This window comes from Streptomyces sp. NPDC059534 (assembly GCF_042743475.1).
Classification (GTDB): domain Bacteria; phylum Actinomycetota; class Actinomycetes; order Streptomycetales; family Streptomycetaceae; genus Streptomyces.
This window is the reverse complement of sequence record NZ_JBHWAQ010000012.1, coordinates 24,251-49,525: the sequence shown is the minus strand read 5'-3', so window position 1 is coordinate 49,525 and position 25,275 is coordinate 24,251. Positions and strand designations below refer to the sequence as shown.

Sequence of the window (25,275 nt, the reverse complement as noted above, 5' to 3'; positions counted from 1 at the left end):
CCCAAACACCCCCCCGCGCCCCCGGGGGGGCGGCGGCGGGGGGGGTGGGGTCGCGGGGGGGGCTCCCCCGCGGTTGCTTGCGGCCCCGCCGGGGGGGCCCCCCCCCGCCGGGGGGGGCGCCCCACCCGCATTTCCAGGGACTTCCTGGTCAGTCGCGTCCGAGAGCCCGGACGATCCAGCCGGCTTCGCGCCACTGGTCGGTGTTGAGGGTGCCGCGGGCGTCGATGACCTTGGGGCTGGTGGTGCGGGTCGCGAGCCGCTTGGGGTCGATGGTGGAGAACTGGTGCCACTCGGTGAGGTGCAGCAGCAGGTCCGCGTCATCGACGGCGGCGATCGAGTCTTCGACGTAGTCGAGTTCGGGGTGGAGCTTGCGGGCGTTGTCGAGGGCCTTGGGGTCGGTGACGGTGACGGTGGCGCCGAGGTCGTGGAGGGCCTGGGCGACGGCCAGGGCGGGCGAGTCGCGAATGTCGTCGGTCTCGGGCTTGAAGGCGGCGCCCCAGACGGTGATCCGCTTGCCCCGCAGGTCGGGGCCGAGTTCCTCGCGGGCGAGGTCGATGACGCGCTGGCGGCGGCGGGCGTTGACGGCGGCGGCTTCGCGGAGCATGCCGACGGCCTCGCCGGCTTCGAGTTCGTCGGCGCGGGTGATGAAGCCGCCGAGGTCCTTGGGCAGGCAGCCGCCGCCGAACCCGAGGCCGGGCCGCATGCCGTGGCGGCCGATGCGGTGGTCGTGGCCGAGGATGTCGGCGAGCTCGGCGACGTTCGCGCCGGACTTCTCGCAGACCTCCGCCATCGCGTTGACGAAGGAGATCTTGGTGGCAAGGTAGGAGTTCGCGGCGCCCTTGGCGAGCTCGGCGGTGGCCCAGTCGGTGACGATCGTCGGCGTCCCCGATTCGATGATCTTGGCGAACGCCTGCCGCAGCAGGGCCTCGCCCCAGGAGTGGCCGGTGTTGAAGCCGAGGACGAGCCGGTCGGGCCGGAGGGTGTCATCGACCGCGAAGGACTCGCGGAGGAACTCGGGGTTCCAGGCCACCTCGATGAGGTCCCCGGCCGGTGCCATGCCGCGGAGGAGTTCGGCGATGCGGGGTGCGGTGCCGACCGGGACGGTCGACTTGACCGCGACGACGGCCGGGGTGGTGAGGCCGGGGGCCAGGCGGGTGACGGCGTCGAAGAGGTGGGTGAGGTCGTAGGCGTCGGTGCCGGGCTGAGGCGGGGTGCCGACCCCGATGAAGTGCAGGTCGGCGAACTCGGTGGCCTCGCCGTAGGAGGCGGTGAAGCGGAGCCGGCCGGAGGCCGTGTGCTTCGCGAGGAGGTCGTCGAGGTCGCGTTCGAAGAACGGGGCCTTGCCGCTGTTGAGGGTGTGGACCTTGTCGATGTCGGAGTCCATGCCCAGGACCTCGTGGCCGAGCTCGGCCATGCAGGCAGCGTGGGTAGCGCCGAGGTAGCCGCATCCGATGACGGTCATCTTCATGCTCGGGGTCGTCCCTTCGGGTGGGGCCGCCGTGGGCGGCCCCACCCTTGCCCCGCCCGGAAGGGCGGGGTGATCAGGAGGGCCTGGCGGCCAGATAGCGGTTGATCCCGTCCCGGATGAACGGCGGGATCGTGAGGATGTCGAGGTGCTCGGGCGCGAAGAACTGGAGCTTGACGCCCTCGGAGAGCGGGAGGCGGGTCTCGTCGCCGTCCCAGCGGGCGGCGAAGAAGGTGATGATCTGCCCGGATCCGTGCTCGTCGCGGATCTCGCCCAGCTCGGTCAGCGAGGCGGCTGTGAGACCGGCCTCTTCATCGAGTTCGCGGACGATCGCGGTGGCCGGGTCCTCGCCGGGGTCGCAGCCGCCTCCCAAGAGGCTCCAGTGGGCGGGCCAGGCGATGGCGGGGAGGTCGTCGCGGAGGTGGAGGAGGAGTTCGCCGCGGCGGTTGGTAATGATCGCGACGGCTCCGCGGGCGGCGGCCGGCTCCTCGGTGGCGGTGGTATCGGAGTGCATCCCCTCACCGTAGTAACGGAGTTGGGGATCATGCGGCAGCCCTCACCGTCTGGTCCGAAAACCAGGCGGCTGCCATGAGGGCCTGCATGCGGGTCCGGTCGAACCGTCCGCCGGGCTTCAAACCCCCCTCGAGGAGGGGACGGAACGGAGACGGGGCATCGGTGAGGGCCATGCGGATCTGGGTGTCGGCCCAGTCCGCGAGGTCGCCGTTGAGCCAGGACGGGACCGGGGAGGCGAACCCGAGCTTGTCCCGGCTGGCCCAGACCTCCTTCGGCAGGCCGAGGGCCCTGGCCGCGTCCCGCAGGATCCGCTTGCCCTGGGCCGGGTCGGTGATCTTGTGCTCGACCGGCAGCCGGTAGGAGAACTCGACCAGGTCACGTGCGAGGTAGGGGGACCGGCGTTCGAGCGCGTAGGCGGAGGCGAGCTTGTCGCTGGTCATCACCAGCGGCCTCCAGGCCGTCGCCAGGTCCGCCAGGGTCAGGCCGCGGGCGAGATCCCCGCCCGCGCGGGCCATCGCGTCCGCGACGAGCTCGCGGAGACGGCCGTCCGGGTCCGGTCCCCGAAGGATCAGCCGGGTGACCGCCTCAGCCGGGTCCAGGGGCTCACCGGCGGCGTGCAGGAGCTTGGCGGCCAGCGGCCGGTATGCCTCCAGGCCGGCGTTCAGAACGGCGTCGGGGCCGAAGAGGACCAGGGCCTGGCGGACGTAGCCCATCAGGAACTCGTCCGGCCCGAGCCCGCCGATCACGACCCGCAGGCCGAGGTCGGAGATCTTCCGGTAGGCCATGTGCTCGGAGAACGTGGACGCGTTCCCCATCGGGTAGTCCAGGGCCCGCATCATGTGCGGCAGAGCGGTGGTGAAGTCGACGTGGTCGGGCTCGACCACCACCAGCTCGGCCTTGATGTCCCGGGCGATGACCGCCGCCGTGGAGGACTCGTCCAGGCGGTCCTGGCCGGGGTAGCGGACGGTGACGCAGACCGGCGGCCGCATCAGGTAAGCCAGCACCGCCGAGTCCAGCCCGCCGGAGAGGAGGAGGGCGAAGTCGCAGGCCGGGGACCTGAGCGGGATCTGGTCGGCCAGGATCGTGGAGAACTTCGCCAGGGCTTCGTCGTAGGTGCCGGTGAACGGGGCCCGGTCCTCCAGGTGCCACCAGGTCATCTGGTCGATCGAGCCGGTGGTGACGTCGAAGGACAGCAACGTGGCCGGCGCCAGCAGCTGGATCCCCTGGAACGGCGTGTCGACCCCCACGGGGGTTTCGATCGCGGTGACCTCCGGCCGTAAGACCAGCGGGGCCGGTCCGTAGCCGGTCAGGGAGGTCACCTCGGAGGCGAACGCGAGCCGGCCGCCGTCCAGCCGCCAGTAGAGCGGCTTCTCCCCGAGCCGGTCGCGGGCCAGGAACAGCTTCGCGACCCGCGGGTCATAGACGGCGAGGGCGAACATGCCGTCCAGTCCGTCCAGGCAGGACGGGCCGATCTTGACCCAAGCCCGCAGCAGGAAGTGGGCGTCCGACTCCCGCTCGCCGATCTCGATGCCCCAGGCGGCGGCCTGCTGACGCCAGTTGTAGATCTCTCCGTTGAAGGCCAGCAGCACCCCCGTGGTCCGGTCGAGGTAGGGGCCGGGCATGGCCTGCGGGTCGACGATCAGCAGCGTGTTCATGGCCAGCACCGCCCGGCGGTCGCTGCTGGCGGCGTGCATGGTGCCGTCCGGGCCGCGGTAGTGCTGTGAGGCACCCATCGCGGCGACGGTCTTCTCGTGCCGGACGGCGTCGCCTCCGGCCAGTCCTGCAATTCCGCACATCTGGTTCACCCCCGAGCGTGAAGTCGTGGTGCCTTGGCGGCGGCCACCACCGGGAGCCCTTCCTGGCGTCCCGGCGGTGGCCTGCGTCCTCATCACACCCGCCCGCGGCCCATGCCAGGGAGGGCTCGCAGGGGGGCTCACAACTCGCAAAGCAGGTTCACCCAGGGTCCGCAGGGCAATACCCTCAGTGCCTCAAGACGCGGGAAGAGCGTGCGGCTTCCCGTGCCCAGCCGGAATGCGTACGACTGAAAATGCCATGTCGACGCAGGCCGGCCCCGTGGCGTTTCCTCGTCAGCACCATGTTGCTGACCTGGTGGAAAAGGGGATTCGGGTGGCGTCGACCAGCCGCCGGAAGCGTCCGCCCAACGCGGACCTGGACCGGCTCATCGAGACCTGCGGTGCGAGCCACAAGGCTCTGGCCCTGCGGGTCAACCAGCTCGCCCAGCAGGCCGGCCTGGAGACTGACTACTCGCATACCTCCATCGCGAACTGGTGCCAGCGGGGCATGATCCCCAAGTGGCCGGTGCCCACGTTCCTCGCTCAGGCGATCGCCGAACGGCTGGGCCGTCCGGTGTCACTTGGCGAAATCGGTATGGGCGAGGCCGAGACACCGGACGCGGATGTGGGGTTGGATTTCCCGCGGGACCGTGCTGACGCGGTCCGAGTGGCCACGTCGTTCTGGAGTTTCGTGAACCGCCGCGACTTCTTAACCGGATCCGGCTTCGCCGTGTCCGCGTTCACCACCCCCGTGACCCGCTGGCTGGTCACCCCCGCCGACGAGGCCGCCGACCTCGCCGGCGGCAAGAAGCAGGTCGGCCGGGCCGACCTGGAAGAACTCCGGGACGCGGCCGACGAGGCCCGCCGCTGGGACTCCAAATACGGCGGCGGGAACTGGAAGGCCAACTCCGTCACCGTCTGTCTCCAGGAGCGGGCCGCCCCACTGCTGCGGGGCTCCTTCACCGACGAAGTGGGCCGTGACCTGTTCTCCGTCACCTCGGAGCTGTCGAGGCTGGCCGGCTGGACCGCCTTCGACGTCGGCCAGCACGATGTCGCCCAGCGGCACTTCATCCAGGCCCTCCGCCTGGCCCGCGCGGGCGGAGACGTCCAGCTCGGCTGCTATGTCCTGACCACGATGGCGATGCAGTCGCTGCTGCGGGGCTTCGGCTCCGAGGCCGTCGATATGGCCCAGGGCGCCTTCGAACGCGCGAAGGGCCAGGCCGCCCCGCGTGTCCTGGCATTCACCAAGCTGATCGAGGCCCGTGCCCATGCCCGCGAGAGGGACGCCAGGGCCGCCTCACGGGCCCTCGCGGCCTCCGAGGACCTCCTGGTCCAGGCAGACGCTGCCAGCGGCTCAGAGCCCGCCTGGATCGACTTCTATCACCATGCCCGGCTCTCCGCGGACGCCGCCGAGGTCTTCCGCGACCTGAAGAACCCCAAAGCGGCCCTCGCCTGGAACCAGCGGGCCGCCGCGATGCCGTCCGGGGTCTTCACCCGATCGGTCGGGATGCGGCTGGCCATCGTCGGAACCGCCCACCTTCAGGCCCGCAACCTCGACCAGGGCCTGGACCTCGGCAACCGGTCCGTCGACATCCTCGCCCGCGTCCAGTCCTCCCGGGCCAAGGACTACGTCCGCGAGTTCAACACCGCCCTCGGCCCCTGGCGGCGCGAGCCGGCCGTCCGCGAGTTCATCCACCGCACCCGCACCGAACTCGGCATCGCCGCCTAAGCACGTTCGCCCGTATTTCCTCACCTCCTCGAGGGGGAAGTACGGGCGAACGTCACAGACAGCGTACGGCTTCCTCGTGCACCATCGCGTACGGACTTGCGTGCTCAGCCGTCGGTTCGAACGGTGTCAAAGTCCGTGGCGGGGACCGGGACAGATGCCAGGCGCCGGCTGTTGCCGAGCTTCTTCTTCAGCGCGATGTTCTCGTGGTAGAGGTTCGCGGTCACCGCCGCGAGGGCATCGAGCTTGCCCTGGACCGCGGTGGTCTGGGCCTTCGCCTCCCGCAGCTGCCTGCGGAGCTCGGCGATCGTCTCGTCCCGCTGGACTTCGCCCGGGGTGCGGAGAACCGGGCGGGCGACCTTGGCATCCCACTCGGCCAGGACCGCCTCGGCCCGGTGGACGGTCGCGTGGCTGACCTTCGCCTCCCGGGCGAGGTTCTCCTTGGTCAGGGCGCCGTCGGTGTGCTGGGGCTCGCCGGCCAGCAGCCGGGCCATGGCCTCCCGCAGCTTCGTCTCAGTGGCAGCAGACACCGGCATCAGATGCTGACCTCCTGGTCCTTGAAGCGGTTCGTGACCGACTGGACTTCGGCGAGCCTGGCGCGGATCAGCTCACGCCGGGGCGGCGAGAGCTTCTCCCGCTTGAGGGTCTCCATCAAGTCGCCTTCCTCTGCGATCCAATAGGGAGCGTGCTTGCGGGTCAGCACCGAGTTGCGGCACTTGGCGGGCTGGCAGGCCCCGATCAACGGCGCCTGCCCTCGTTGCTCGGGCGGGAGTTGGTTCTGGCACTCGGCCGTGGACGCCTTCCACAGACAGTGGTTGATGGTGCCGAGGTGGAGATCAGCGAACGCGTCCCGCAGGAGGCTGACCTCCAGACGCTCGTCAGCGACCTGGCCCTGGAACTGCGGGGCGTCCAGGTCCGTAATGACCTTGTCCAGCCCTGCATGGAACCGGGAAGCCCCGGGGCCGATGGCCACCTGTTCGCCTCGGCGCCGGGCCTTGAGGACGTCCACCAGCTGCTTGGCGGCGGCCAGCTCCAGCTGGTTGTCGAACTCCTTGGCCCATTGCGCATCGATCGCCCCGTAGGCGGCAGTGACGCGGTTGGCCAGGGCCCGCCGGGCGGCGTGCTTGAGCTGGATACCGATCGCGATCTCCCCGTCGGGCTGCTGGCTGGCGATGATCGCCATGGTCCTGCGGAACATGTGCGGGCGGACGACCTGGGCCGGGATCTCCTCAAGCCCCGTCACGTGCCGTCGCCGGTTGACGTTCTCGATGAAGAAGTCGATGTCCCTGGCGGCGTCGATGCCGGGCCCGCCCCGGCTGTCCGCGGAGGACAGCGAGGCGAAGACGTGGGTGTCATGCCACGACAGCCGCTCGGCGACGGCGATGGCCTTCGCCACCGGCTCGGTGATCCACCAGCGGAACTCGGACTGGGACGCGTTCCGCTTGATCTTGCGCGACGTCACGGCCGGGCTGCCGTAGTGCTGAGCGAGGCCGCCCCGTTCGATCTCCTGGATCTCACTGTCGCGCATCATCGTCAGGGCCGCGGTGAAGATGTAGCAGGCCGCGCGGACCATCCTCAGCTGTCGCCCGAGCTCGCCGTGGTCCTCCTCCTGGAAGCGACCGGCGGCCACCGCCTCCCTGGCCCATTCCCGTCGTCGCAGGCAGGCCCGCGTGTGACCGTTGAAGACGCTGACGACGGCGTCGGGGCCGAAGACGGACCGGGCCAGGGAGGTCCAGGCCGGCTCACCGGGACCGTCCGCGGGGGCCTTCGGCGAACGGACGGGGACGAGGTGGGAGGGGTCGTCGAACCAGGCGCGGAGCACGGCGTCGATTTCCTCCTGCGAGCGCGGGGTGTAGCGGCGCGGTGCCGCCTTGACCCCGAGGGCGCTGGCCCCGCGACTGCCGAGGACGGCAACGGTCCGTCCGCTCTCCACCACGCGAAACACCATCTCCCGGCGGATCGCTGACCTTGAACGATTCCCGGCGCTGGTCGCGTTGAACAGGTGGGCCGTGCGGCCGTCTGTCACGGCAAGGCTCAGCGTCGCCCAGATCGGGGTGCCCGCCGCCTGTCCCCGGTAGGACGCCTGGTGGACGGGGACCAGGTTCCTGGAGTCGGCCAGCCACTCCTCCAGCAAGGCGTCATTGCCCTGGCCGGTGGGCCTTTCCGACCGGGTTGCGCGTGCTTCGCTCTCCGCCCATTCATCCCGGCGGTCCAGAATCTGCGGAGCGAACTGGTCGATGTAGGCCCAGGCGGCCCGGAGCAGGGGCCACCAGGTCGCCGGTGCGACGGCCGGTGTTTTCACGATCTCCGAGGGCGACCACTCGGCAACCTCGCTGTCGCTCTTGCCCGGCCAGGGGTCTTCCGCCAGCCCGCCGCCGGTCATCAGCGCGGCGAACTGGTGCAGGCGCCGGATCACCGAGACGTACTTCACGGCCGTCGACGCCTCGACCTCCTCCAACTGGTCGTCGAGGAATCCCTGCCAGTCGTCGGTGGACCACGCGTTGAGATCGTGCGGCATGCCTTCCTTGGCCGCCCACCGGCCCAGGACGTTGATGCTGTCGGAGACGATCCGGACGGTGCCCAGCTGCCATTGCTCGGCCGGGAGGAAGATCCCGGCCTTCCGCAGAGCGGAGTGGGTGGTGTTCATCATGGCGAAGGACACTTCGCGGGCCCGCAGATTCCAGACCGGACTCGCCGGGAACACGAGCTTCCACTGGCTCCTGGCGCGGTTGACCGGCCGCCGCAGGCAGTCACCGGGCCAGGCGTCCCGCTGTCCGAAGACCGGGACCGGGACGTCGGGGATCAGCGTCCGCCGCCCGGCGAAGACCGGCTCGTCGGCCGCGAAGAAGGCGGACTCCTCAAACGCGGGAGAGGCCGCGGTCCGTCGCATCATCGCTCGTACTCCGTTCGCATCCCCAAGGGGAGGTCCAGCCGCAGCTTGTTGTCCTCGATCTCCTGCCGGGCGGCGGGGATCTGTTCGGCGCACTCGTCGAAGACCTCGGCGAGGGCGGCGGCCTGACGTCCCCAGGCCGCCTGCCAGCGGTCGGGTGCGAGCACCAGCCGCATCTGCTCGATGTGGTCGGAGAGCATCAGCAGCCGGGGCAGCTGCGAGGTGAACACGATCGCGTTCCGGCAGAGCATGCACATCGCTGGAGCAACGTGGCAGAGCTTGCCCTCCGGGGTGTGGGGCGAGTCGTAAGGGTTGCGGCAGCCGGTCAGGCCCATGTCCAGGTCGCCGGTGGCCAGAGCCTCGGCCTGGTCCTCGGTGAGGTCCAGGGCCTGGGCGGTTTCGGGCTCGGTGAGGGACTCCTCGGCCTCCGCGGTGATCAGGACCGGCTTGGCGGTGACCTTCGCAAAGACCTGCTTCTGAGCCCGGTTGATGGCCTGGCCAGCAAGAACGTGGGCAGTGGTCCCGTGGGCGTAGTGCCCGCGGAAGACCTCGATGTGGTGGTCGTCCCCCGCCAGATCCGTGAGGGTCCCGCCGAGCGCGGTCACCTTGCTGGTCTTGGCCGTCTTGCGCAGGCGCCGGACGTCGTGTGGGCGCGAGATATCCAGGGCTGGCGTGGCGTCGGCGCCGTCGTGTGCGGCGATCCAGTCGCCGAAGCGTCGGCCGGTGCGCGTGAACAGGCCGAGGCCGGCCTGCATCGCGGCCCGGTGCTTGTCACCTTCCACCGCCGTGAACAGCCAAGGCTGTTCGAACACGTCCCGGCTCAGAGCCGTCGCCGCGTGCAGGCGACGCATCAGGCCAGGAATGTCCCAGTTGCCTGCCCCGGCGTAGGCCCATTCGCCCGGTGCTTCGCCTTCTTCCAGGGCGACGTCGTTCCGGGGGTGGAAGTCCGCGCGGACGCGTGCGGCCCTCTTCTTCCGCTGGACCACCCGGACGCCTTCGCCGCTGAAGGCCACGTCGTCCTCGCAGATGACGTGCAGTTCTTCCGGGGTGCAGTCGGTCAGCTCCAGCAGCAGCAAGATCCGGAACGGGTGCAGGTCGATCTCCGTGGGGAACAGCAGTCCATGCACCGCCCTCAGCAGCCTGTATCGGTAGCGGGAGAAATCCCCGGGCCCGCGGATGAGCTCTTTGAGTGGCTGGGGCCACGATTCGCCGCGTGCGGCGAGATGCTCCTTGAAGTCCGCCGTGGTCAAGATCCGGTGCCGGGCCGCCCAGACCAGGTTCGGCAGCTCATGCCAGCCGGCGACACGAGGATCTTCACCCGCTTCCAGCAGATCCCGCCCCCGGGCGAGACGTTTCTCCAGAGCGCGAACACCGTCCTGTGCGGCCTGCCGCATCGCCAGCCGTTCATGGTTGGCGAACTCGTCGAACGGCTCAGCCTTCGGGCGGCGGAACGAGGGCAGCTTCTCCGCCCGCCGACGCAGCCGCTCTGGCACGTCCGGATCACGGGTGGCCCGGTGGCTGATCAAGGTAAGCAGTCGCCCGGCCAGCACATTCGGCCGGGTCGATGATGCCGCGTACTCCCCCTGGAGGGACTCCTCCCACTCGTAGATGACCTCGACCAGGTCGATGTCCCCGCCGTCCAGCCGGGCAGCGGCCGGGTCCAGGCCCTGGGCCGCCAGGTGCCGGTCGGCGAACTCGGCGAGCGAACGCACCGCGCCTGCGTAGTCGTCGCTGCTGGTCAGAGCCGCAGCCCGGTGGTAGTCGATCCACGCGTCCGCCAGCTGGGCCGCCAGTGTCGAGCAGCGATAGGCCCGCGGGTCAACACGGTGGCGCAGTGTGCGGCCCTTCGGCGTCACGTAGCTCAGCTCGCGAACCCCGACGCGGTCCTGCCGGGCCGGAACCTGGATCTTGCTCTCGGTAGGCCGCGGGCGCGGGCGCCGCTCTCCCCGGCGAGCCATCAGGCCACCGTCCGATCAGTCAGTCGGGAGGCGTACTCCGCGTAGGTCTTGTTCTGGTCGTTCCAGTCGGCAATAGCCCGCGCGACCAGCAAGTTCGTCCTGCGGATGTAGCGCAGATACCGCATCGTCGAGCTCACGCGCTTATGTCCCAGGAGGCGCTGGACCATCAGCAGGGCGTTCAGGTTGATGTGCTCGGCCAGGTAGGCGTCGTGGCCGGCCCGGCGTCGCTCGGCCTCCATCTCCAGTACCAGCCTGGTCAGGAGTTCGAGCATGATCACTGCGAACGTGTGTCGGAGATCGTGGATCCGGAACCTGGCCGGCATCTCCAGCTCGAGCCCCTCGTCCTCGCAGATCCGCCGGGTCCGGGCGTGGGCGTCGTCGAAAATCTGGTTCCAGCGCTGCTTGCTCAGCATCCGTCCGCCGCGGCCCACGAACAGTGCCATCGGTTCCAGGCCGTGATCGCCCTCGATGACGGCGAGTCGCCTGACCTCCGCGGTCATCGCCGAGACTCGGAAGGTCCGCCGACGGCCGTGCAGAATGCCGCTGACCTTCATCTTCCGCAGGTCGATGTCATCCACGACGAATAACTCGGCGCGGTGGCTGTGCAGCGTCTTCGCTGCCTTCCTCACCGTCCACTCGCGCTCGGTGCGTCGGTAGAGGTCGATCTCGCGCAGCGTCGCGTACTGGATCTCCACAACCCGCTTCAGGCTGTACTTCGCCGTCGCCTGCAGTTCGACCGGCGACGGGAGCCCGTCCCGGCGCGGCTGGCCGACTTCGATGTCCAGCAGCGTGCTGAACTCGCGCAGCCGCATCCCCGTCGTGACCGCCAGTTCGCCGGCCGCACTGTTCCGCAACGGCGCCGACACCCGGAAATTCCGGTCGGCACGATCACCCGGGAGCAGGCCACGCAGGCCCACCTGCTTCAGGAACCGCCACTGCTCGTAGCTCAGATGGCGCACGTCCAGTTCGCTGGTGTCTCCCCAGGCCAGGACGTCCTTGCCGTTCTTGCGGCGGTAGTACGGGCGCTTGTCGAGCAGCCTTGCTTCCTCAACCGCCCAGTCGTAGAAGTTGTTGATCAGAGCCCGGCGACGCTGCCACGTGGCCGCCGATATGGGCGATTCCTGGTTCACCGTCCGGTCCTCGCGGTAGGCCACGAGGTCGTCCTCCGTCGCCGACAGCAGATCCGTCGGAAGATCCAGGTCCTCGAGGAAGTCCACAAGATCCAGGGCGTCGTAGGTGTAGTCGGACAGCGACTTGGCCTTGAGGGACTTGGCCAGCTCCTGGAAGAACGAGCACAGCGGCTCCGCAGGGCGCATGTCCGGGCCCAGGAAGAACGGCGTACCCGTCTTCAGGGCGCCCTTGCGCGTCACGTAGGCCGACGCGTCCAGGTCCTCCAGCCCGGGAGGTGCCTCGTAGAACTGACGGACCTTGTCCGGCGAGACGAAGAAGTAGTCCACCTATCCCCCAACTCATGTGACATCGACGAAACTTGAACCTAACAACGTGGCGAGGCCGTCCCAGGCCCCTCAAAGCCCCCTCTGAGACAGCTCTAGATACTTGTCCTAACCGGCGCCCTCCTGGTTGGCGGGCCGTGCCTCCAGACGCACCACGTGCGGGTGGTCGGGACGCAGCTCCGCCGAGTCCTCGGCGAGCACGATCCGTTCCCGCTCCCCCACCAGCCCGAGCAGGGAGGCGAGCAGCGTGGTCTTCCCCGTCCCCGTTCCGCCGCTGACGAGGTACGACACCCGGGCGTCGATCAGGGCCCGGAGGATCGCCGCGCCGTCCGGTGGCACCGTGCCCGCCGCGGCGAGTTCCTCCAGGGAGAAGGCGCGCGGGCGCACCACCCGCAGCGACAGACAGGTCGAGCCGACCGCCACCGGCGGCAGCACGGCGTGCATGCGGGTGCCGTCGGGCAGCCGTGCGTCCACCCAGGGGCGGGCGTCGTCGAGCCGGCGCCCGGCCACCGCCGCGAGCCGCTGCGCGAGCCTGCGGACGGCGGAGGCGTCGGGGAAGGACACCGGGACCCGTTCGAGACCGGCGCCCCGGTCGACCCAGACCCGGTCGGGCGCCGAGACCAGGACGTCGGTGACCGCCGGGTCGGCGAGCAGCGGCTCCAGCGGCCCGGTGCCGATCAGTTCGCACCTCAACTCCTCGGCCGCGCCGAGGACTTCCGTGTCGCCGAGCAGCCGCCCCTGGGCCCGCAGCGCCGCCGCGACCCGCGCGGGGGTGGGCTCGGCCCCGCTCGCCGCGAGCCGCTGCCGCACGGCGTCGAGGAGCCCCGCGCCGCCGACCGCGCCGGCGGTCCGCGTCCCGGGCCCGGTCATGCCGCACCGCCCGGGGCGAGGGCGCGCTCCCAGAAGGCGGCACAGAACCGGCCCAGCGGCCCGCGGGGTTCGGCGCCCGGCGGGACGCCCGCGTCCTGGTCGGCCACGATGCCCGGGTCGTAGGGGAGTTCGCCGGCCAGCGGCAGCCCCAGGGCGTCGGCGACCCACCGCTCGTCGAGTCCCGCCGCGTACGGTCCGCGGACCACGGCCCGCACGTCGCGGACGACGGTGCCGAGGGTCAGGGCCACCCGGTGGGCGGCCGCGACGGCCCGCAGCTCGCCCGGTACGACGAGCAGCGCGAGGTCGAGCTGAGCCAGGGCCTCGGCGGCCGCGTCGTCGGTGCCGCGCGGAAGATCGACCACGACGACCCCGCCCCGGCGGCGCGCCGCGCCGAGCACGGACCGCACCGCCGTCGGCGGCACCGGCGCGGCGGGCTCCCGGCCCCAGCTGAGCACCCGGACTCCCCGCACGGACGGCAGGGACTCCTCCAGGGCGCCGCCGGCCAGGCGGCCCTTCGAGGCGGCGAAGTCGGGCCAGCGTCTGCCCTCCTCCCGCTCGCCGCCGAGCAGCACGTCGAGCCCCCCGCCCAGCGGGTCGCCGTCGACGAGCAGGGTGCGGCGCCCGGTCCGCGCGGCACCCAGGGCGAGGGCGCACGCCAGAGTGGAGGCGCCGGCGCCTCCACGGCCGCCGACGACCCCGATGGTGAGGGCGGACCGGCCGGCCCCTTCGGCGGCGTCGGCGATGCGGTCGACGAGGAGGCCCTCGGCGTCCGGCAGCCGCAGCACGCACTCGGCCCCGATCTCGACGGCCAGCCGCCACACCTCCGGGTCGTCGCGGTCGCGGCCGACGAGGACGGTCCCCGGCCGGCGCGCCGCTCCCCGGCAGCGGGCCGCGGCGTCGTCGCCCACCAGCACGAGCGGCGGGTCGGTCCAGCCGGTGCGCCGCTCCGGCACCCGGTGGTGGACCTCCGGTTCGACCCCGGCCGCGGCGCACAGCCGGAGGAGGTCGTCGAGCAGCCCGAGGTCCTCGGTGACGATCAGCGGCCCGGTCCGGCGGGGCTCGTCCGGAGCCCTCGACTCCGGCCGGCGCGATTCCGTGCCCGTCCTGGTTGCCCCCATGGCACACCCCTCTCGTGAATCCTGCGGTCCGCGAACTTCGCGACAGGAATCACCGTGGAGGCGTCCGGGAAATCGTGGGGAATCCGCCTAAAAACCGGGGATAACCGAAGCCCTGTGAATAACTTCGCCATCCCTCCGGGGACTGTCCGGAGCGCATCCTGCCGGTTACTTTGAGTGATGAATCAGGAGCCCGGTGGCCCGTGGACCAGCACACGGCCGACGGCCGGAAGGAAGGGAGCAGGCGATGTCATCAAGGACCGAAAACGGCTCCGGACATGCGACGACCCCAGCCGGGGGGGAGAGCTGGGGTCGTCTCTCCGGCCGACTCGGGGGGGGAGGAGCCGGACCGGGTTAGCACGGTCGCGAACGATCCGTGACTTCCATGGTGTACCCGAGAGCCTTCTCAGGCAAACCCACGCGCCCGAGCGTACGCCGAATGGCGGGCACCTATGCTCAGGCTTGTGGAAAACCACTCCTTGCCGCGCACAGCCGCCTTCTTTGACCTGGACAAGACGGTCATTGCGAAGTCCTCGACGCTGACCTTCAGCAAGTCCTTCTACCGGGGCGGACTGATCAGCCGCCGCGCCGCCCTGCGGACGGCCTACATCCAGTTCGTCTTCCTCGTGGGCGGGGCCGATCACGACCAGATGGAGCGGATGCGCGAATACCTTTCCGCGCTCTGCAAAGGCTGGAACGTCGCCCAGGTGAAGGAGCTCGTCGCCGAGACCCTTCACGACCTGATCGACCCGATCATCTACGACGAAGCGGCCTCCCTCATCGAGGAGCATCACGCCGCGGGCCGCGATGTCGTCATCGTCTCGACCTCCGGAGCCGAGGTGGTCGAGCCGATCGGCGAGATGCTCGGGGCCGACCGTGTCGTCGCCACCCGGATGGTGGTCGGCGAGGACGGCTGCTTCACCGGCGAGGTCGAGTACTACGCCTACGGCCCGACGAAGGCCGAGGCGGTGCGGGAGCTCGCGGAGTCCGAGGGCTACGACCTCTCGCGCTGCTACGCGTACAGCGACTCGGCGACCGACATCCCGATGCTGGAGGCCGTCGGCCACCCGTACGCGGTCAACCCGGACCGGACGCTGCGCCGCGAGGCCACGGCCCGGGAATGGCCGGTCCTCGCCTTCGAGAAGCCGGTACGGCTCAAGCAGCGGCTGCCCGAGTTCCGGATGCCTCCCCGGCCCACCCTCGTCGCCGCGGCGGCCGTGGGCGCGGCGGCGGTGGGTGCCGGACTCGTCTGGTACGCCGCCCGGCGCCGGCAGGCCGCGCTCGCCCATCGACTGGCGGATGACTTTGCCCGAATTTGAGTGATGCGCCAGAGAAGTGGAGCCAGCACTTTCGCTTCCACCCGGACAGGAGTAGAAAGGAATCAGGCCCGCGAGACCGAGGACATCCGAGAGGATCACCTGTTGAGCATGAAGGCCCCACGGACCTAGCACCGAAACCGGGCACCCACGCGACGTCGACCCGTCGATTACGGGCCAGCCGCACCAGGCCAAGGGCAAAGCACCCGGCCTGATGGGCACATATCGAGGACGCTTGGTAACTGGGTGGACGTGCCAGCGGCGGTACCAGAACTGGTGCCGCCGCAACCCATTCCGGGCCCCGCGCGGGGCCCGGAATTCTTTCTTCCCCGGCCGCCTCGGGCGTCAGTCCTCGGCGTCAGCCCTCAGACGTCAGCCCTCAGGCATCGGCCCTCAGGCGGCAGACGTCGGGCTCAAGCCTCGGGCGAAGGCGTCGGCCTCAGGCGGCGCCGCGCTGAAGCGCCTCGCAGACGGCCGTCGACTCCCGGACCCCCAGCTCGACCGAGCGCCCGCAATGGGCGATCCAGGCGCCGACGCCCTCCCGGGTCCCCGACAGATACCCGTCGAAGGCCGCGACATAGGCGGCGCGCCCCTGCTCCGCGTGGCCGACCTCGGCCGGGCAGATCGCCTTGGGGTCGAGGCCGCTGCCGATCAGCACGATCCGCTCCGCGGCCCGCGCGACCAGCCCGTTGTACGAGGTGAAGGGCCGCAGTGCGAGCAGTTCGCCGTGCACCACGGCGGCGGTCACCAGGGCCGGGGCCTCGCCGCCCGCGACGATCAGTTCCGCGAGCCCGTCGAGGCGTCCGGCGACCTCGGAGGGCGCCGGGGCCGGGGCCTCGATCAGCGGCTCGTCGACGGTCTCGCCGTCCAGCCGGGGCCGCCCCACGGACGTGCCGGGGTCGCCCGCGGCGACCAGGTGGAGCCGGGCGAGGACCCGCAGCGGCGACTGGCGCCAGATGGAGAGCAGCTGCCCGGCCTCGGCGCCGAGGCGCAGGGCGGCGCCGACGGTGCGGGCCTCGGGGTCGGCGCTGAAGTCGCTGCGGCGGCGGACCTCTTCCAGGGCCCAGTCGGCGCCGGCGAGGGCGGCCGAGCCGCGCGCCCCGCGCAGAGCCGCCTCGGAGGAGATCTCGTTGCTGCGGCGACGCATCACGCGGTGGCCGTAGACCCGGTCGACGGCCTTGCGTACGGAGTCCACCGCGTCGGCGACGCCCGGCAGGGAGCCGAGGGCGGCCAAGGGGTCAGAGGCGTGCGTACTCATAGGTAGGGAGGCTACGCGCCCGGGGGGCCCGCCCCACGAAGGAGTGGTCTTCTTCACGCTCCTTGACCACTGCCCGCGATCGTGCCACTACGCTAGGTGAACATGAAGATCGCTTTCGTGGGGAAGGGCGGCAGCGGCAAGACCACGCTGTCCTCGCTCTTCATCCGCCACCTCGCCGCCAACGAAGCCCCGGTCGTCGCCGTCGACGCCGACATCAACCAGCACCTCGGCACCGCGCTCGGCCTGCCCGACGCGGAGGCCGCCGCGCTGCCCGCGATGGGGGCGCACCTGCCGCTCATCAAGGAGTACCTGCGGGGCTCCAACCCGCGGATCGACTCCGCCGACACGATGATCAAGACGACGCCGCCCGGGGAGGGCTCGCGGCTGCTGCGGGTCCGCGAGGACAACCCGGTGTACGAGGCGTGCGCGCGGCCGGTCCCGCTCGACGACGGGGACGTCCGGCTGATGGCGACCGGCCCGTTCACGGAGTCGGACCTCGGGGTCTCCTGCTACCACTCGAAGGTCGGGGCGGTCGAGCTCTGCCTCAACCACCTGGTCGACGGCGCCGACGAGTACGTGGTCGTCGACATGACGGCGGGTTCGGACTCCTTCGCGTCCGGCCTCTTCACGCGCTTCGACATGACCTTCCTGGTCGCCGAACCGACCCGCAAGGGCGTCTCGGTCTACCGCCAGTACAAGGAGTACGCGCGGGACTTCGGGGTCGTGCTCAAGGTCGTCGGCAACAAGGTGCAGGGCCGGGACGACCTCGACTTCCTCCGCGAGGAGGTCGGCGAGGACCTGCTCGTGACGGTCGGCCATTCCGACTGGGTCCGCGCGATGGAGAAGGGCCGCCCGCCCCGCTTCGAGCTTCTGGAGGCGGAGAACCGCATGTCGCTCCAGGCCCTCCAGGACGCGGCGGACGACTCGTACGCCCACCGGGACTGGGAGCGCTACACCCGCCAGATGGTCCACTTCCACCTGCGGAACGCGGAGAGCTGGGGCAACGCCAAGACCGGGGCCGACCTGGCCGCGCAGGTCGACCCCGGGTTCGTGCTATCCGAAGGGCTCAGCGCCGTTCAGCCTGCTTGACGGCTGGGGTGGTGACCGCCGGGACGGCCGCCGCCGGAGCGCCGGCGGGGGCCGCCGGCCGGGGGGCGAGGAAGCCCTTCCAGCCGCCGGTCGGGGCCTCGCCGACCTTCAGGGTGCGCATCTTGGCGATGACGTCGGGGTCCTGGGCGTCCAGCCAGTCGGCGAGCTGGCGGAAGGAGACGCACTTGACGTCCTTCTGCACGCAGACCGTGGCGATGGTCTCCTCGATGGCCCGCATGTACGTGCCGCCGTTCCAGGACTCGAAGTGGTTGCCGATGATCAGCGGCGCCCGGTTGCCCCGGTAGGAGCGCTCGAACGCCTGGACCAGGCCGTCGCGCATCTGGTCGCCCCAGTAGGCGTGCCGGGAGGAGTCGCCCTGGGTCGTGCCGGGCGACTGGTTCACCAGGAAGTTGTAGTCCATGGAGAGCGTCTGGAAGGCGCGGCCGGGGACCGGCACGAGCTGCATCGACAGGTCCCACAGGCCCAGGTCCTTCTTGGGCCAGATCTGGTCGTTGACGCCGCTGGTGTCGTAGCGGAAGCCCATCTGGGCCGCCGCCTGGACGAAGTTGTTCCGCCCTTCCAGGCAGGGGGTGCGGGCGCCCACCAGTTCCTTGTCGTAGTCGAAGGGCAGCGGCTGCTCCGCGCGCAGGCCGGCGTTCGTCTTCCAGTTCTTGACGAAGGACTTGGCCTGGTCGATCTCGCTCTTCCAGTCCTCGACGGACCAGTTGCCGACGCCGCCGTCGGCGCCGCAGAAGTGCCCGTTGAAGTGGGTGCCGACCTCGTTGCCCTCCAGCCAGGCGCCGCGCAGTTCGCGGACGGTGGCGCGGATGCCCTCGGTGTCGTTGAAGCCGATGTCGGAGCGGCCGGCGCTGTGCTGCGGCGGGTCGTAGAGGTTCCGCTTCTCCTCGGGCAGCAGGTACACGCCGCTGAGGAAGTACGTCATCTTGGCGTCGTACTTCTTGCCGACCGTGCGGAAGTGGGAGAAGAGCTTCTGGCTGTCCTCGCCGGCGCCGTCCCAGGAGAAGACGACGAACTGCGGCGGGGTCTCCCCCGGCTTGAGGCGCTGCCAGACCGGCTGGTGGGGCTGGGCGCCGGTGAAGGCCGTGGAGCCGTCGCCGATCAGACGGGGCACGGCCTTGGGTGCGGCGGCGGGGCCCTTCTTGGGTCCGGCGGCGCCGCCGGACGTGCCCTTCGTGGCCGCGCCGTCGGAACCCGAGCAGCCGGCGAGGCCGGTGATCAGGGCGACGGCGAGGGCTCCGGCGGCGAGCGCCTTCTTGTGGACTGCGGTCCTTCTCCCGGCGGCTGTCATCCGCCCACCTCTCCTCGGTTCCGTACGAGCGGCGTCAACGTCGCACCGCGACGGCCGGGACGATGAAACGACAAGCGGTAATCCGTTCGGCTATCACCGGAACCGGTGAATCATTGCCCTGTTTGCCCCGAAAACAATGCCGCAGTCTTTACTCTCCATTACGATCCATTTACTGAGCGTTGATCCTTGCCTTGACGGGGGTCCCGCCGCGAATCCCGCCGCTGCACGCCGTGACCCACGGCCGCGAGCCCCCACGTTCGTCCCGCACGAGCCGCGACCGCGCTGCCCCGGAGGAGACGGGAACATGACTCTCTGCACCCCTGACCGCACCACCACCCGACCCCGGGCCCAGCGGCCCCACAGCCCGCCGGACGGACCGCGCCGCTTCCGCGTCGCCGGCGCCGACCTGTCCGCCTCGGTCGCCGTCTTCCTGATCGCGCTGCCCCTCTCGCTGGGCATCGCACTCGCCACCGGAGCCCCGCTCCAGGCCGGACTGGTCGCGGCCGCCGTCGGCGGCATCGTGGCCGGCCGGTTCGGCGGCTCCCCGCTCCAGGTCAGCGGGCCCGCCGCCGGCCTCACCGTCGTGACGGCCGAGCTCATCCAGCTGTACGGCTGGCGCACCACCTGCGCCATCACCGTCCTCGCGGGCCTGGCCCAGCTCGCGCTCTCCGCCCTGCGGGTGGCCCGCTCCGCCCTCGCCGTCTCGCCCGCGATCGTGCACGGCATGCTGGCCGGCATCGGCGTCACCATCGCCCTCGCGCAGCTCCACATCGTGCTCGGCGGCACCCCGCAGAGCTCCACCGTGGACAACGCCCTGGGCCTGCCCGCCCAGTTGGCGCGCGCCCACCCGGCGGCGCTCGGCGTCAGCGCCCTCACCGTGGCCGTACTGCTCTGCTGGCCGCGGCTGCCGGGCCGGGCCGGGCGGCTCGCCGGGAAGGTCCCGGCCGCGCTCGTCGCGGTGGCCGGGGCGACGGCGGTGGCGGCGCTCGCCGGACTCGCCGTCCCCCGGGTCGACCTGCCGTCCTGGAGCAGCCACGCCCTGCCGGGGCTGCCCGAGGGCCCCGTCCTCGGCATCGCGGCCGGCGTGCTCACGATCACCCTGGTGACCAGTGTGCAGTCGCTGCTGTCGGCCGTGGCGGTCGACAAGCTCGTCGCCGCCCGCCGGGACGGCGGCCGGGGCGTCCCCCGGTCCGCCCTCGACCGCGAACTCGCCGGTCAGGGCGCGGCGAACGTGATCTCCGGCGCGCTCGGCGGACTGCCGGTCGCCGGGGTCGCGGTCCGCAGCGTCGCCAACGTCTCGGCGGGCGCGGTGAGCCGGGCCTCCACCATGCTGCACGGCCTGTGGATCGTCCTCGCGGCCCTGCTGCTGGTGCCCGTGCTCGACCTGATCCCGCTGCCCGCGCTCGCCGCCCTCGTCATGGTGGTCGGCATCCAGATGGTCAGCATCACCCACATCCGCACGGTCACCCGGCACCGCGAGGTCGTCGTCTACGCGGTGACGCTGACGGGGGTCGTCCTCGTCGGCATCCTGGAGGGCGTCGCCCTCGGCGTCGGCGTGGCCGTCGCGGTGGCCCTGCATCGGCTCGCCCGCACCCGGATCACCCTCGAGGTGCGCGACGGTCGCCAGGTGCTGCACGTGCGCGGCCAGTTGACGTTCCTCGCCGTCCCCCGGCTGAGCCGGGCGCTGCACCAGCTGCCGCACGGGTCCGACGTGGTGGTCGCGCTGGACGGGTCCTTCATGGACCACGCGGCCTACGAGACGCTGAGCGACTGGACCGCCGGACACCTCGCGCACGGCGGCACGGTGGAGACCACCGGCCCCTCCGGCGTCCGGATCGCCGAGCCGGAGCCCGCCGCCGCCTCCGCCCCGCACTCCTGCTGCCGCCCGTGGAACCCCTGGCACAACCACCAGTGCGGGGAGCGGCCGGAGGAGCGGGCCGCGAGCGACGCCCCCGAGCGCACGACGGCGCTTCACCTGGCGAGCGGCATCGGCAAGTTCCAGCGGAACACCGCCCCGCTCGTGCGGGACGAGCTCGCGCGCCTCGCCCGGGAGGGGCAGCGGCCCTCGCAGCTCTTCCTGACCTGCGCCGACTCCCGCCTCGTGACGAGCATGATCACGTCGAGCGGGCCCGGCGACCTCTTCACCGTGCGCAACGTCGGCAACCTCGTCCCGCTCCCCGGTGAGGAGAGCGGGGACGACTCGGTGGCGGCGGCGATCGAGTACGCCGTGGAGGTGCTCCGGGTCGATTCGATCACCGTCTGCGGCCACTCCGGCTGCGGCGCGATGCAGGCCCTGCTGAACGCCGGGCCGGACGACCCGCCGACGCCGCTCCGCCGCTGGCTGCGCCACGGCCGGCCCAGTCTGGAGCGGATGGCGAGCCGGCGGCACGCCTGGGCCCGGATCTCCGGGCGGCTGCCCGCCGACGCGGTCGAGCAGCTCTGCCTGACCAACGTGGTGCAGCAGCTGGAGCACCTGAGGGCGTACGAGCCGGTGGCCCGCCGACTGGCCGAGGGGACGCTCACGCTGAACGGCGTGTACTTCCATGTGGGCGAGGCGCAGGCGTATCTGCTCTCCGGGGCGGACGAGGTGCACAGCTACGACGACGTCTTCACCCAGGTCATGCCGACGGATCATTTCGAGACGGCGTGCGCGTCCTGATCCGGACAGAGTGTTTCGGCCCCCGCGCGCCCTGATCCGGACGGAGCGTTTCGGCCCCCGCGCGTCCTGAACCATCGGCTCCGGCCGTCCGTGAGACTGTGTGGCCCCTTCTCCCACCGCTCGGGAAGAAGGGGCCACCGTACGTCTGACCGCTCACAGGTCTAAACCAATTGCCTGGAGGCTCTTGTCACCCGGGCATCTGACTGGTGAGCTATGACACGGGACACATAAGTACAGAGGACGCCCTGGGAAAGGGAGATGTCGTGAGCAACGAAAGCCTGGCCAATCTGCTCCGGGAAGAGCGCCGCTTCGCGCCGCCCGCCGAGCTGGCCGCGCACGCCAACGTGACGGCGGAGGCGTACGAGCAGGCCAAGGCGGACAGGCTGGGCTTCTGGGCCGAGCAGGCCAAGCGTCTGACCTGGGCCACCGAGCCGACCGAGACGCTCGACTGGTCGAACCCGCCGTTCGCCAAGTGGTTCGCGGACGGCGAGCTGAACGTGGCGTACAACTGCGTCGACCGGCACGTCGAGGCCGGCCACGGCGACCGGGTCGCCATCCACTTCGAGGGCGAGCCGGGCGACAGCCGCGCGATCACCTACGCCGAGCTCAAGGACGAGGTCTCGAAGGCGGCCAACGCCCTGACCGAGCTGGGCGTCCGCAAGGGCGACCGGGTCGCCGTCTACCTGCCGATGATCCCCGAGGCGGCCATCACGATGCTGGCCTGCGCCCGCGTCGGCGCCGCCCACTCGGTGGTCTTCGGCGGCTTCTCGGCCGACGCCGTGGCCTCCCGCATCCAGGACGCGGACGCCAAGCTGGTCGTCACCGCCGACGGCGGCTACCGCCGCGGCAAGCCGAGCGCACTCAAGCCGGCCATCGACGAGGCCGTCGCCAAGTGTCCGCAGGTCGAGCACGTCCTCGTGGTCCGCCGCACGGGCCAGGACACCGCCTTCACCGAGGGCCGCGACGTGTGGTGGGACGACATCGTCGCCCGCCAGTCCGCGGAGCACACCCCCGAGGCGTTCGATGCGGAGCACCCGCTCTTCATCCTCTACACCTCCGGCACCACGGGGAAGCCGAAGGGCATCCTGCACACCTCCGGCGGCTACCTGACCCAGGCCGCCTACACCCACCACGCCGTCTTCGACCTCAAGCCGGAGACCGACGTCTACTGGTGCACCGCCGACATCGGCTGGGTCACCGGGCACTCGTACATCGTCTACGGCCCGCTGGCCAACGGCGCGACGCAGGTCATGTACGAGGGCACCCCGGACACCCCGCACCAGGGGCGGTTCTGGGAGATCGTGCAGAAGTACGGCGTCACGATCCTCTACACGGCGCCGACCGCGATCCGCACGTTCATGAAGTGGGGCGACGACATCCCCGCGAAGTTCGACCTGTCCAGCCTCCGCGTGCTGGGCTCGGTCGGCGAGCCGATCAACCCCGAGGCGTGGGTCTGGTACCGCGAGCACATCGGCGCGAACAAGACGCCGATCGTGGACACCTGGTGGCAGACCGAGACCGGCGCGATGATGATCTCGCCGCTGCCGGGCGTCACCGAGACCAAGCCGGGCTCCGCCCAGCGCCCGCTGCCGGGCATCGCCGCGACCGTCGTCGACGACGAGGCCAACGAGGTCCCGAACGGCGGCGGCGGCTACCTGGTCCTGACCGAGCCGTGGCCGTCGATGCTCCGCACCATCTGGGGCGACGACCAGCGCTACATCGACACCTACTGGTCCCGCTTCCCGGGCAAGTACTTCGCCGGCGACGGTGCGAAGAAGGACGAGGACGGCGACATCTGGCTGCTCGGCCGGGTCGACGACGTCATGCTCGTCTCGGGCCACAACATCTCGACGACCGAGGTCGAGTCGGCCCTGGTCTCCCACCCGTCCGTCGCCGAGGCGGCCGTCGTCGGCGCCGCCGACGAGACGACCGGCCAGGCCATCGTCGCCTTCGTCATCCTGCGCGGCACGGCCAGCGAGGACGAGAACCTCGTCGCCGACCTGCGCAACCACGTCGGCGCGACCCTCGGCCCGATCGCCAAGCCGAAGCGGATCCTGCCGGTGGCGGAGCTGCCGAAGACCCGCTCGGGCAAGATCATGCGCCGCCTGCTCCGCGACGTCGCGGAGAACCGGGAGCTGGGAGACGTCACCACGCTGACCGACTCCTCGGTCATGTCGCTCATCCAGACGCAGCTGCCGGCCACCTCCAGCGAGGACTGAGCAGCGGCTCGTACGCCCCTGACGCCCGCCCCGGTCCACTCGGGGCGGGCGTTTCCCGTTCCGCGCACCCGGAGGGACGAAACGTGCATTTCTCCCTAAAGTAAATCTCGCCGGACACAACCCACGCTCGTTAGGTAAAGTAAGGACCGCGTCAGTGACGCGACAAGAAAACCTAGGTGCGCCGGGAAGTCTGGTCGGCATGTGCTCTGCCCTGCCCACCGACCGGAGGTTTTCCCCGTGGCCGCGCCCGCACCGACCGACCGCAAGTTCCTCGGCCGACTCTCCCTGCCCGAGCGGCGGCACCTCACCGACGCCCTGCGCACCGAGACCGTGGGCGGCGTCCTGCTCCTCATCGCCGCCGTCACCGCCCTCGTCTGGGCCAACACGCCACTGAGCGACAGCTACGAGTCCGTCAGCGACTTCCACATAGGCCCCGCCGCCCTCGGCCTCGACCTGTCGATCCAGCACTGGGCCGCCGACGGCCTCCTCGCGATCTTCTTCTTCGTCGCCGGCATCGAGCTCAAGCGCGAACTCGTCGCGGGCGAACTGCGCGACCGCCGGGCCGCCGCGCTCCCCGTCATCGCCGCGCTCTGCGGCATGGCCGCGCCCGCCCTCGTCTACGCCCTGGTCAACACCCTCGGCAACGGCTCCATGGACGGCTGGGCCGTCCCCACCGCGACCGACATCGCCTTCGCGCTCGCCGTCCTCGCCGTCATCGGCACCTCGCTGCCCTCCGCGCTCCGTGCCTTCCTGCTCACCCTCGCCGTCGTCGACGACCTCTTCGCGATCCTGATCATCGCGATCTTCTTCACCGCCGACCTGAACTTCGCCGCGCTCGGCGGCGCCGTCGCCGGACTCGTCCTCTTCTGGGTGCTGCTCCGCGCGGGCGTCCGCGGCTGGTACGTGTACGTCCCGCTGGCCCTGGTCGTCTGGGGCCTGATGTACAACAGCGGCGTCCACGCCACCATCGCCGGCGTCGCCATGGGCCTGATGCTGCGCTGCACCACCCGGGAGGGCGAGGAGCACTCCCCCGGCGAGCGCGTCGAGCACCTCGTCCGCCCGATCTCGGCCGGCCTCGCCGTACCGCTGTTCGCGCTCTTCTCCGCCGGGGTGAGCGTCTCCGGCGGCGCGATCCACGACGTGTTCACCCAGCCCGTCACCCTCGGCGTCGTCCTGGGTCTCGTCGTCGGCAAGGCCGTCGGGATCTTCGGCGGCACCTGGCTCGCCGCCCGCTTCACCAAGGCGGAGCTCAACCCCGACCTGGCCTGGCCGGACGTCTTCGCCGTCGCCACACTCGCCGGCATCGGCTTCACCGTCTCGCTGCTCATCGGCGAACTCGCCTTCGCCGACGACCCCGTCCTCACCGACGAGGTGAAGGCCGCCGTCCTCATCGGCTCGCTCATCGCGGCCGTCCTCGCCTCCGTCCTGCTGAAGCTGCGGGTACGCAAGTACCAGGCGCTCGTCACCGAGGAGGAGCGCGACGACGACGAGGACGGCATCCCCGACATCTACGAGCAGGACAACCCGGCGTACCACCTGCGGATGGCCGAGATCTACGAGCGCAAGGCCGCCGAACACCGAGAGCGCGCCCAACTGGCGGGGGCACCGCGCGACGGGGCCGACCGTCCGGCATGATCTGAG

16 protein-coding genes and 1 pseudogene are annotated in these 25,275 nt (G+C 71.0%); 6 read left to right on the top strand and 11 right to left on the bottom strand.

Annotation, left to right across the window (positions count from 1 at the left end; genetic code table 11):
- Positions 1–148: 148 nt before the first annotated feature.
- From ACFVZH_RS16630 to ACFVZH_RS16620, 3 genes are all read right to left on the bottom strand, one after another.
- Positions 149–1,468, bottom strand: a complete 1,320-nt coding sequence (locus tag ACFVZH_RS16630; RefSeq protein WP_384897833.1) for a UDP-glucose dehydrogenase family protein — start codon at positions 1,466–1,468, stop codon at positions 149–151.
- A 73-nt stretch (positions 1,469–1,541) separates the two neighbouring features.
- The gene (locus ACFVZH_RS16625; RefSeq protein WP_384897831.1) at positions 1,542–1,979 is read right to left on the bottom strand and encodes an NUDIX domain-containing protein; all 438 of its coding nucleotides are present in this window, start codon (positions 1,977–1,979) and stop codon (positions 1,542–1,544) included.
- A 28-nt stretch (positions 1,980–2,007) separates the two neighbouring features.
- Positions 2,008–3,774 carry an asparagine synthetase B family protein gene (locus ACFVZH_RS16620; protein ID WP_384897829.1) on the bottom strand — a complete coding sequence of 589 codons (1,767 nt, stop codon included), beginning with the start codon at positions 3,772–3,774 and terminating at the stop codon, positions 2,008–2,010.
- Positions 3,775–4,105: 331 nt separating this feature from the next.
- Between ACFVZH_RS16620 and ACFVZH_RS16615 the strand changes: the two genes are divergently transcribed.
- A complete protein-coding gene (locus tag ACFVZH_RS16615; protein WP_384897827.1) occupies positions 4,106–5,500 on the top strand; it encodes a sporulation protein in 1,395 nt (464 codons plus the stop codon).
- Between the two features lie 104 nt (positions 5,501–5,604).
- On the opposite strand, the gene ACFVZH_RS16610 is transcribed toward ACFVZH_RS16615, so the two are convergent.
- From ACFVZH_RS16610 to ssd, 6 genes and pseudogenes are all read right to left on the bottom strand, one after another.
- Positions 5,605–6,033, bottom strand: a complete 429-nt coding sequence (locus ACFVZH_RS16610) for a hypothetical protein (protein WP_384897826.1) — start codon at positions 6,031–6,033, stop codon at positions 5,605–5,607.
- Positions 6,033–8,390 (bottom strand): hypothetical protein, encoded by a 2,358-nt coding sequence (locus ACFVZH_RS16605; RefSeq protein ID WP_384897824.1) that lies wholly within the window; start codon positions 8,388–8,390, stop codon positions 6,033–6,035. The genes ACFVZH_RS16610 and ACFVZH_RS16605 overlap by 1 nt, the downstream gene beginning before the upstream one ends.
- Positions 8,387–10,345: a hypothetical protein gene (locus tag ACFVZH_RS16600; RefSeq protein WP_384897822.1), complete on the bottom strand. Its 1,959-nt coding sequence runs from the start codon at positions 10,343–10,345 to the stop codon at positions 8,387–8,389. The genes ACFVZH_RS16605 and ACFVZH_RS16600 overlap by 4 nt, the downstream gene beginning before the upstream one ends.
- A complete protein-coding gene (locus ACFVZH_RS16595) occupies positions 10,345–11,802 on the bottom strand; it encodes a tyrosine-type recombinase/integrase (RefSeq protein ID WP_384897820.1) in 1,458 nt (485 codons plus the stop codon). Before ACFVZH_RS16595 ends, ACFVZH_RS16600 begins: the two co-directional genes overlap by 1 nt.
- Positions 11,803–11,910: 108 nt before the next feature.
- Positions 11,911–12,669, bottom strand: a pseudogene (locus ACFVZH_RS16590) (CpaF family protein); the annotation flags it as partial.
- The gene (ssd, locus tag ACFVZH_RS16585; protein ID WP_384897818.1) at positions 12,666–13,787 is read right to left on the bottom strand and encodes a septum site-determining protein Ssd; all 1,122 of its coding nucleotides are present in this window, start codon (positions 13,785–13,787) and stop codon (positions 12,666–12,668) included. The pseudogene ACFVZH_RS16590 and the gene ssd, both read right to left, overlap by 4 nt.
- A 449-nt stretch (positions 13,788–14,236) precedes the next feature.
- Here ssd and ACFVZH_RS16580 point away from each other — a divergent pair, with 449 nt between their 5' ends.
- Positions 14,237–15,103: an HAD family hydrolase gene (locus ACFVZH_RS16580; protein WP_384897816.1), complete on the top strand. Its 867-nt coding sequence runs from the start codon at positions 14,237–14,239 to the stop codon at positions 15,101–15,103.
- 436 nt (positions 15,104–15,539) lie between these two features.
- On the opposite strand, the gene ACFVZH_RS16575 is transcribed toward ACFVZH_RS16580, so the two are convergent.
- Positions 15,540–16,358 carry an oxidoreductase gene (locus ACFVZH_RS16575; RefSeq protein ID WP_384897814.1) on the bottom strand — a complete coding sequence of 273 codons (819 nt, stop codon included), beginning with the start codon at positions 16,356–16,358 and terminating at the stop codon, positions 15,540–15,542.
- A 102-nt stretch (positions 16,359–16,460) separates the two neighbouring features.
- Between ACFVZH_RS16575 and ACFVZH_RS16570 the strand changes: the two genes are divergently transcribed.
- Positions 16,461–17,447 carry an ATP-binding protein gene (locus tag ACFVZH_RS16570; protein WP_384897812.1) on the top strand — a complete coding sequence of 329 codons (987 nt, stop codon included), beginning with the start codon at positions 16,461–16,463 and terminating at the stop codon, positions 17,445–17,447.
- Here ACFVZH_RS16570 and ACFVZH_RS16565 read toward each other — a convergent pair.
- On the bottom strand, positions 17,425–18,756 hold the full coding sequence (locus ACFVZH_RS16565) for a hypothetical protein (RefSeq protein ID WP_384897810.1): 1,332 nt from the start codon (positions 18,754–18,756) through the stop codon (positions 17,425–17,427). The two genes, ACFVZH_RS16570 and ACFVZH_RS16565, sit on opposite strands and share 23 nt — an antisense overlap.
- A 304-nt stretch (positions 18,757–19,060) precedes the next feature.
- Between ACFVZH_RS16565 and ACFVZH_RS16560 the strand changes: the two genes are divergently transcribed.
- The 3 genes from ACFVZH_RS16560 (at position 19,061) to nhaA (ending at position 25,269) form a co-directional block, all read left to right on the top strand.
- The gene (locus ACFVZH_RS16560) at positions 19,061–21,415 is read left to right on the top strand and encodes a SulP family inorganic anion transporter (RefSeq protein ID WP_384897808.1); all 2,355 of its coding nucleotides are present in this window, start codon (positions 19,061–19,063) and stop codon (positions 21,413–21,415) included.
- Between the two features lie 263 nt (positions 21,416–21,678).
- Positions 21,679–23,634 (top strand): acetate--CoA ligase, encoded by a 1,956-nt coding sequence (acs, locus tag ACFVZH_RS16555; RefSeq protein WP_384897806.1) that lies wholly within the window; start codon positions 21,679–21,681, stop codon positions 23,632–23,634.
- A 237-nt stretch (positions 23,635–23,871) separates the two neighbouring features.
- Entirely contained in the window at positions 23,872–25,269 is a 1,398-nt protein-coding gene (nhaA, locus tag ACFVZH_RS16550; protein WP_384897804.1) for a Na+/H+ antiporter NhaA, read from the top strand.
- Positions 25,270–25,275 lie beyond the last annotated feature (6 nt).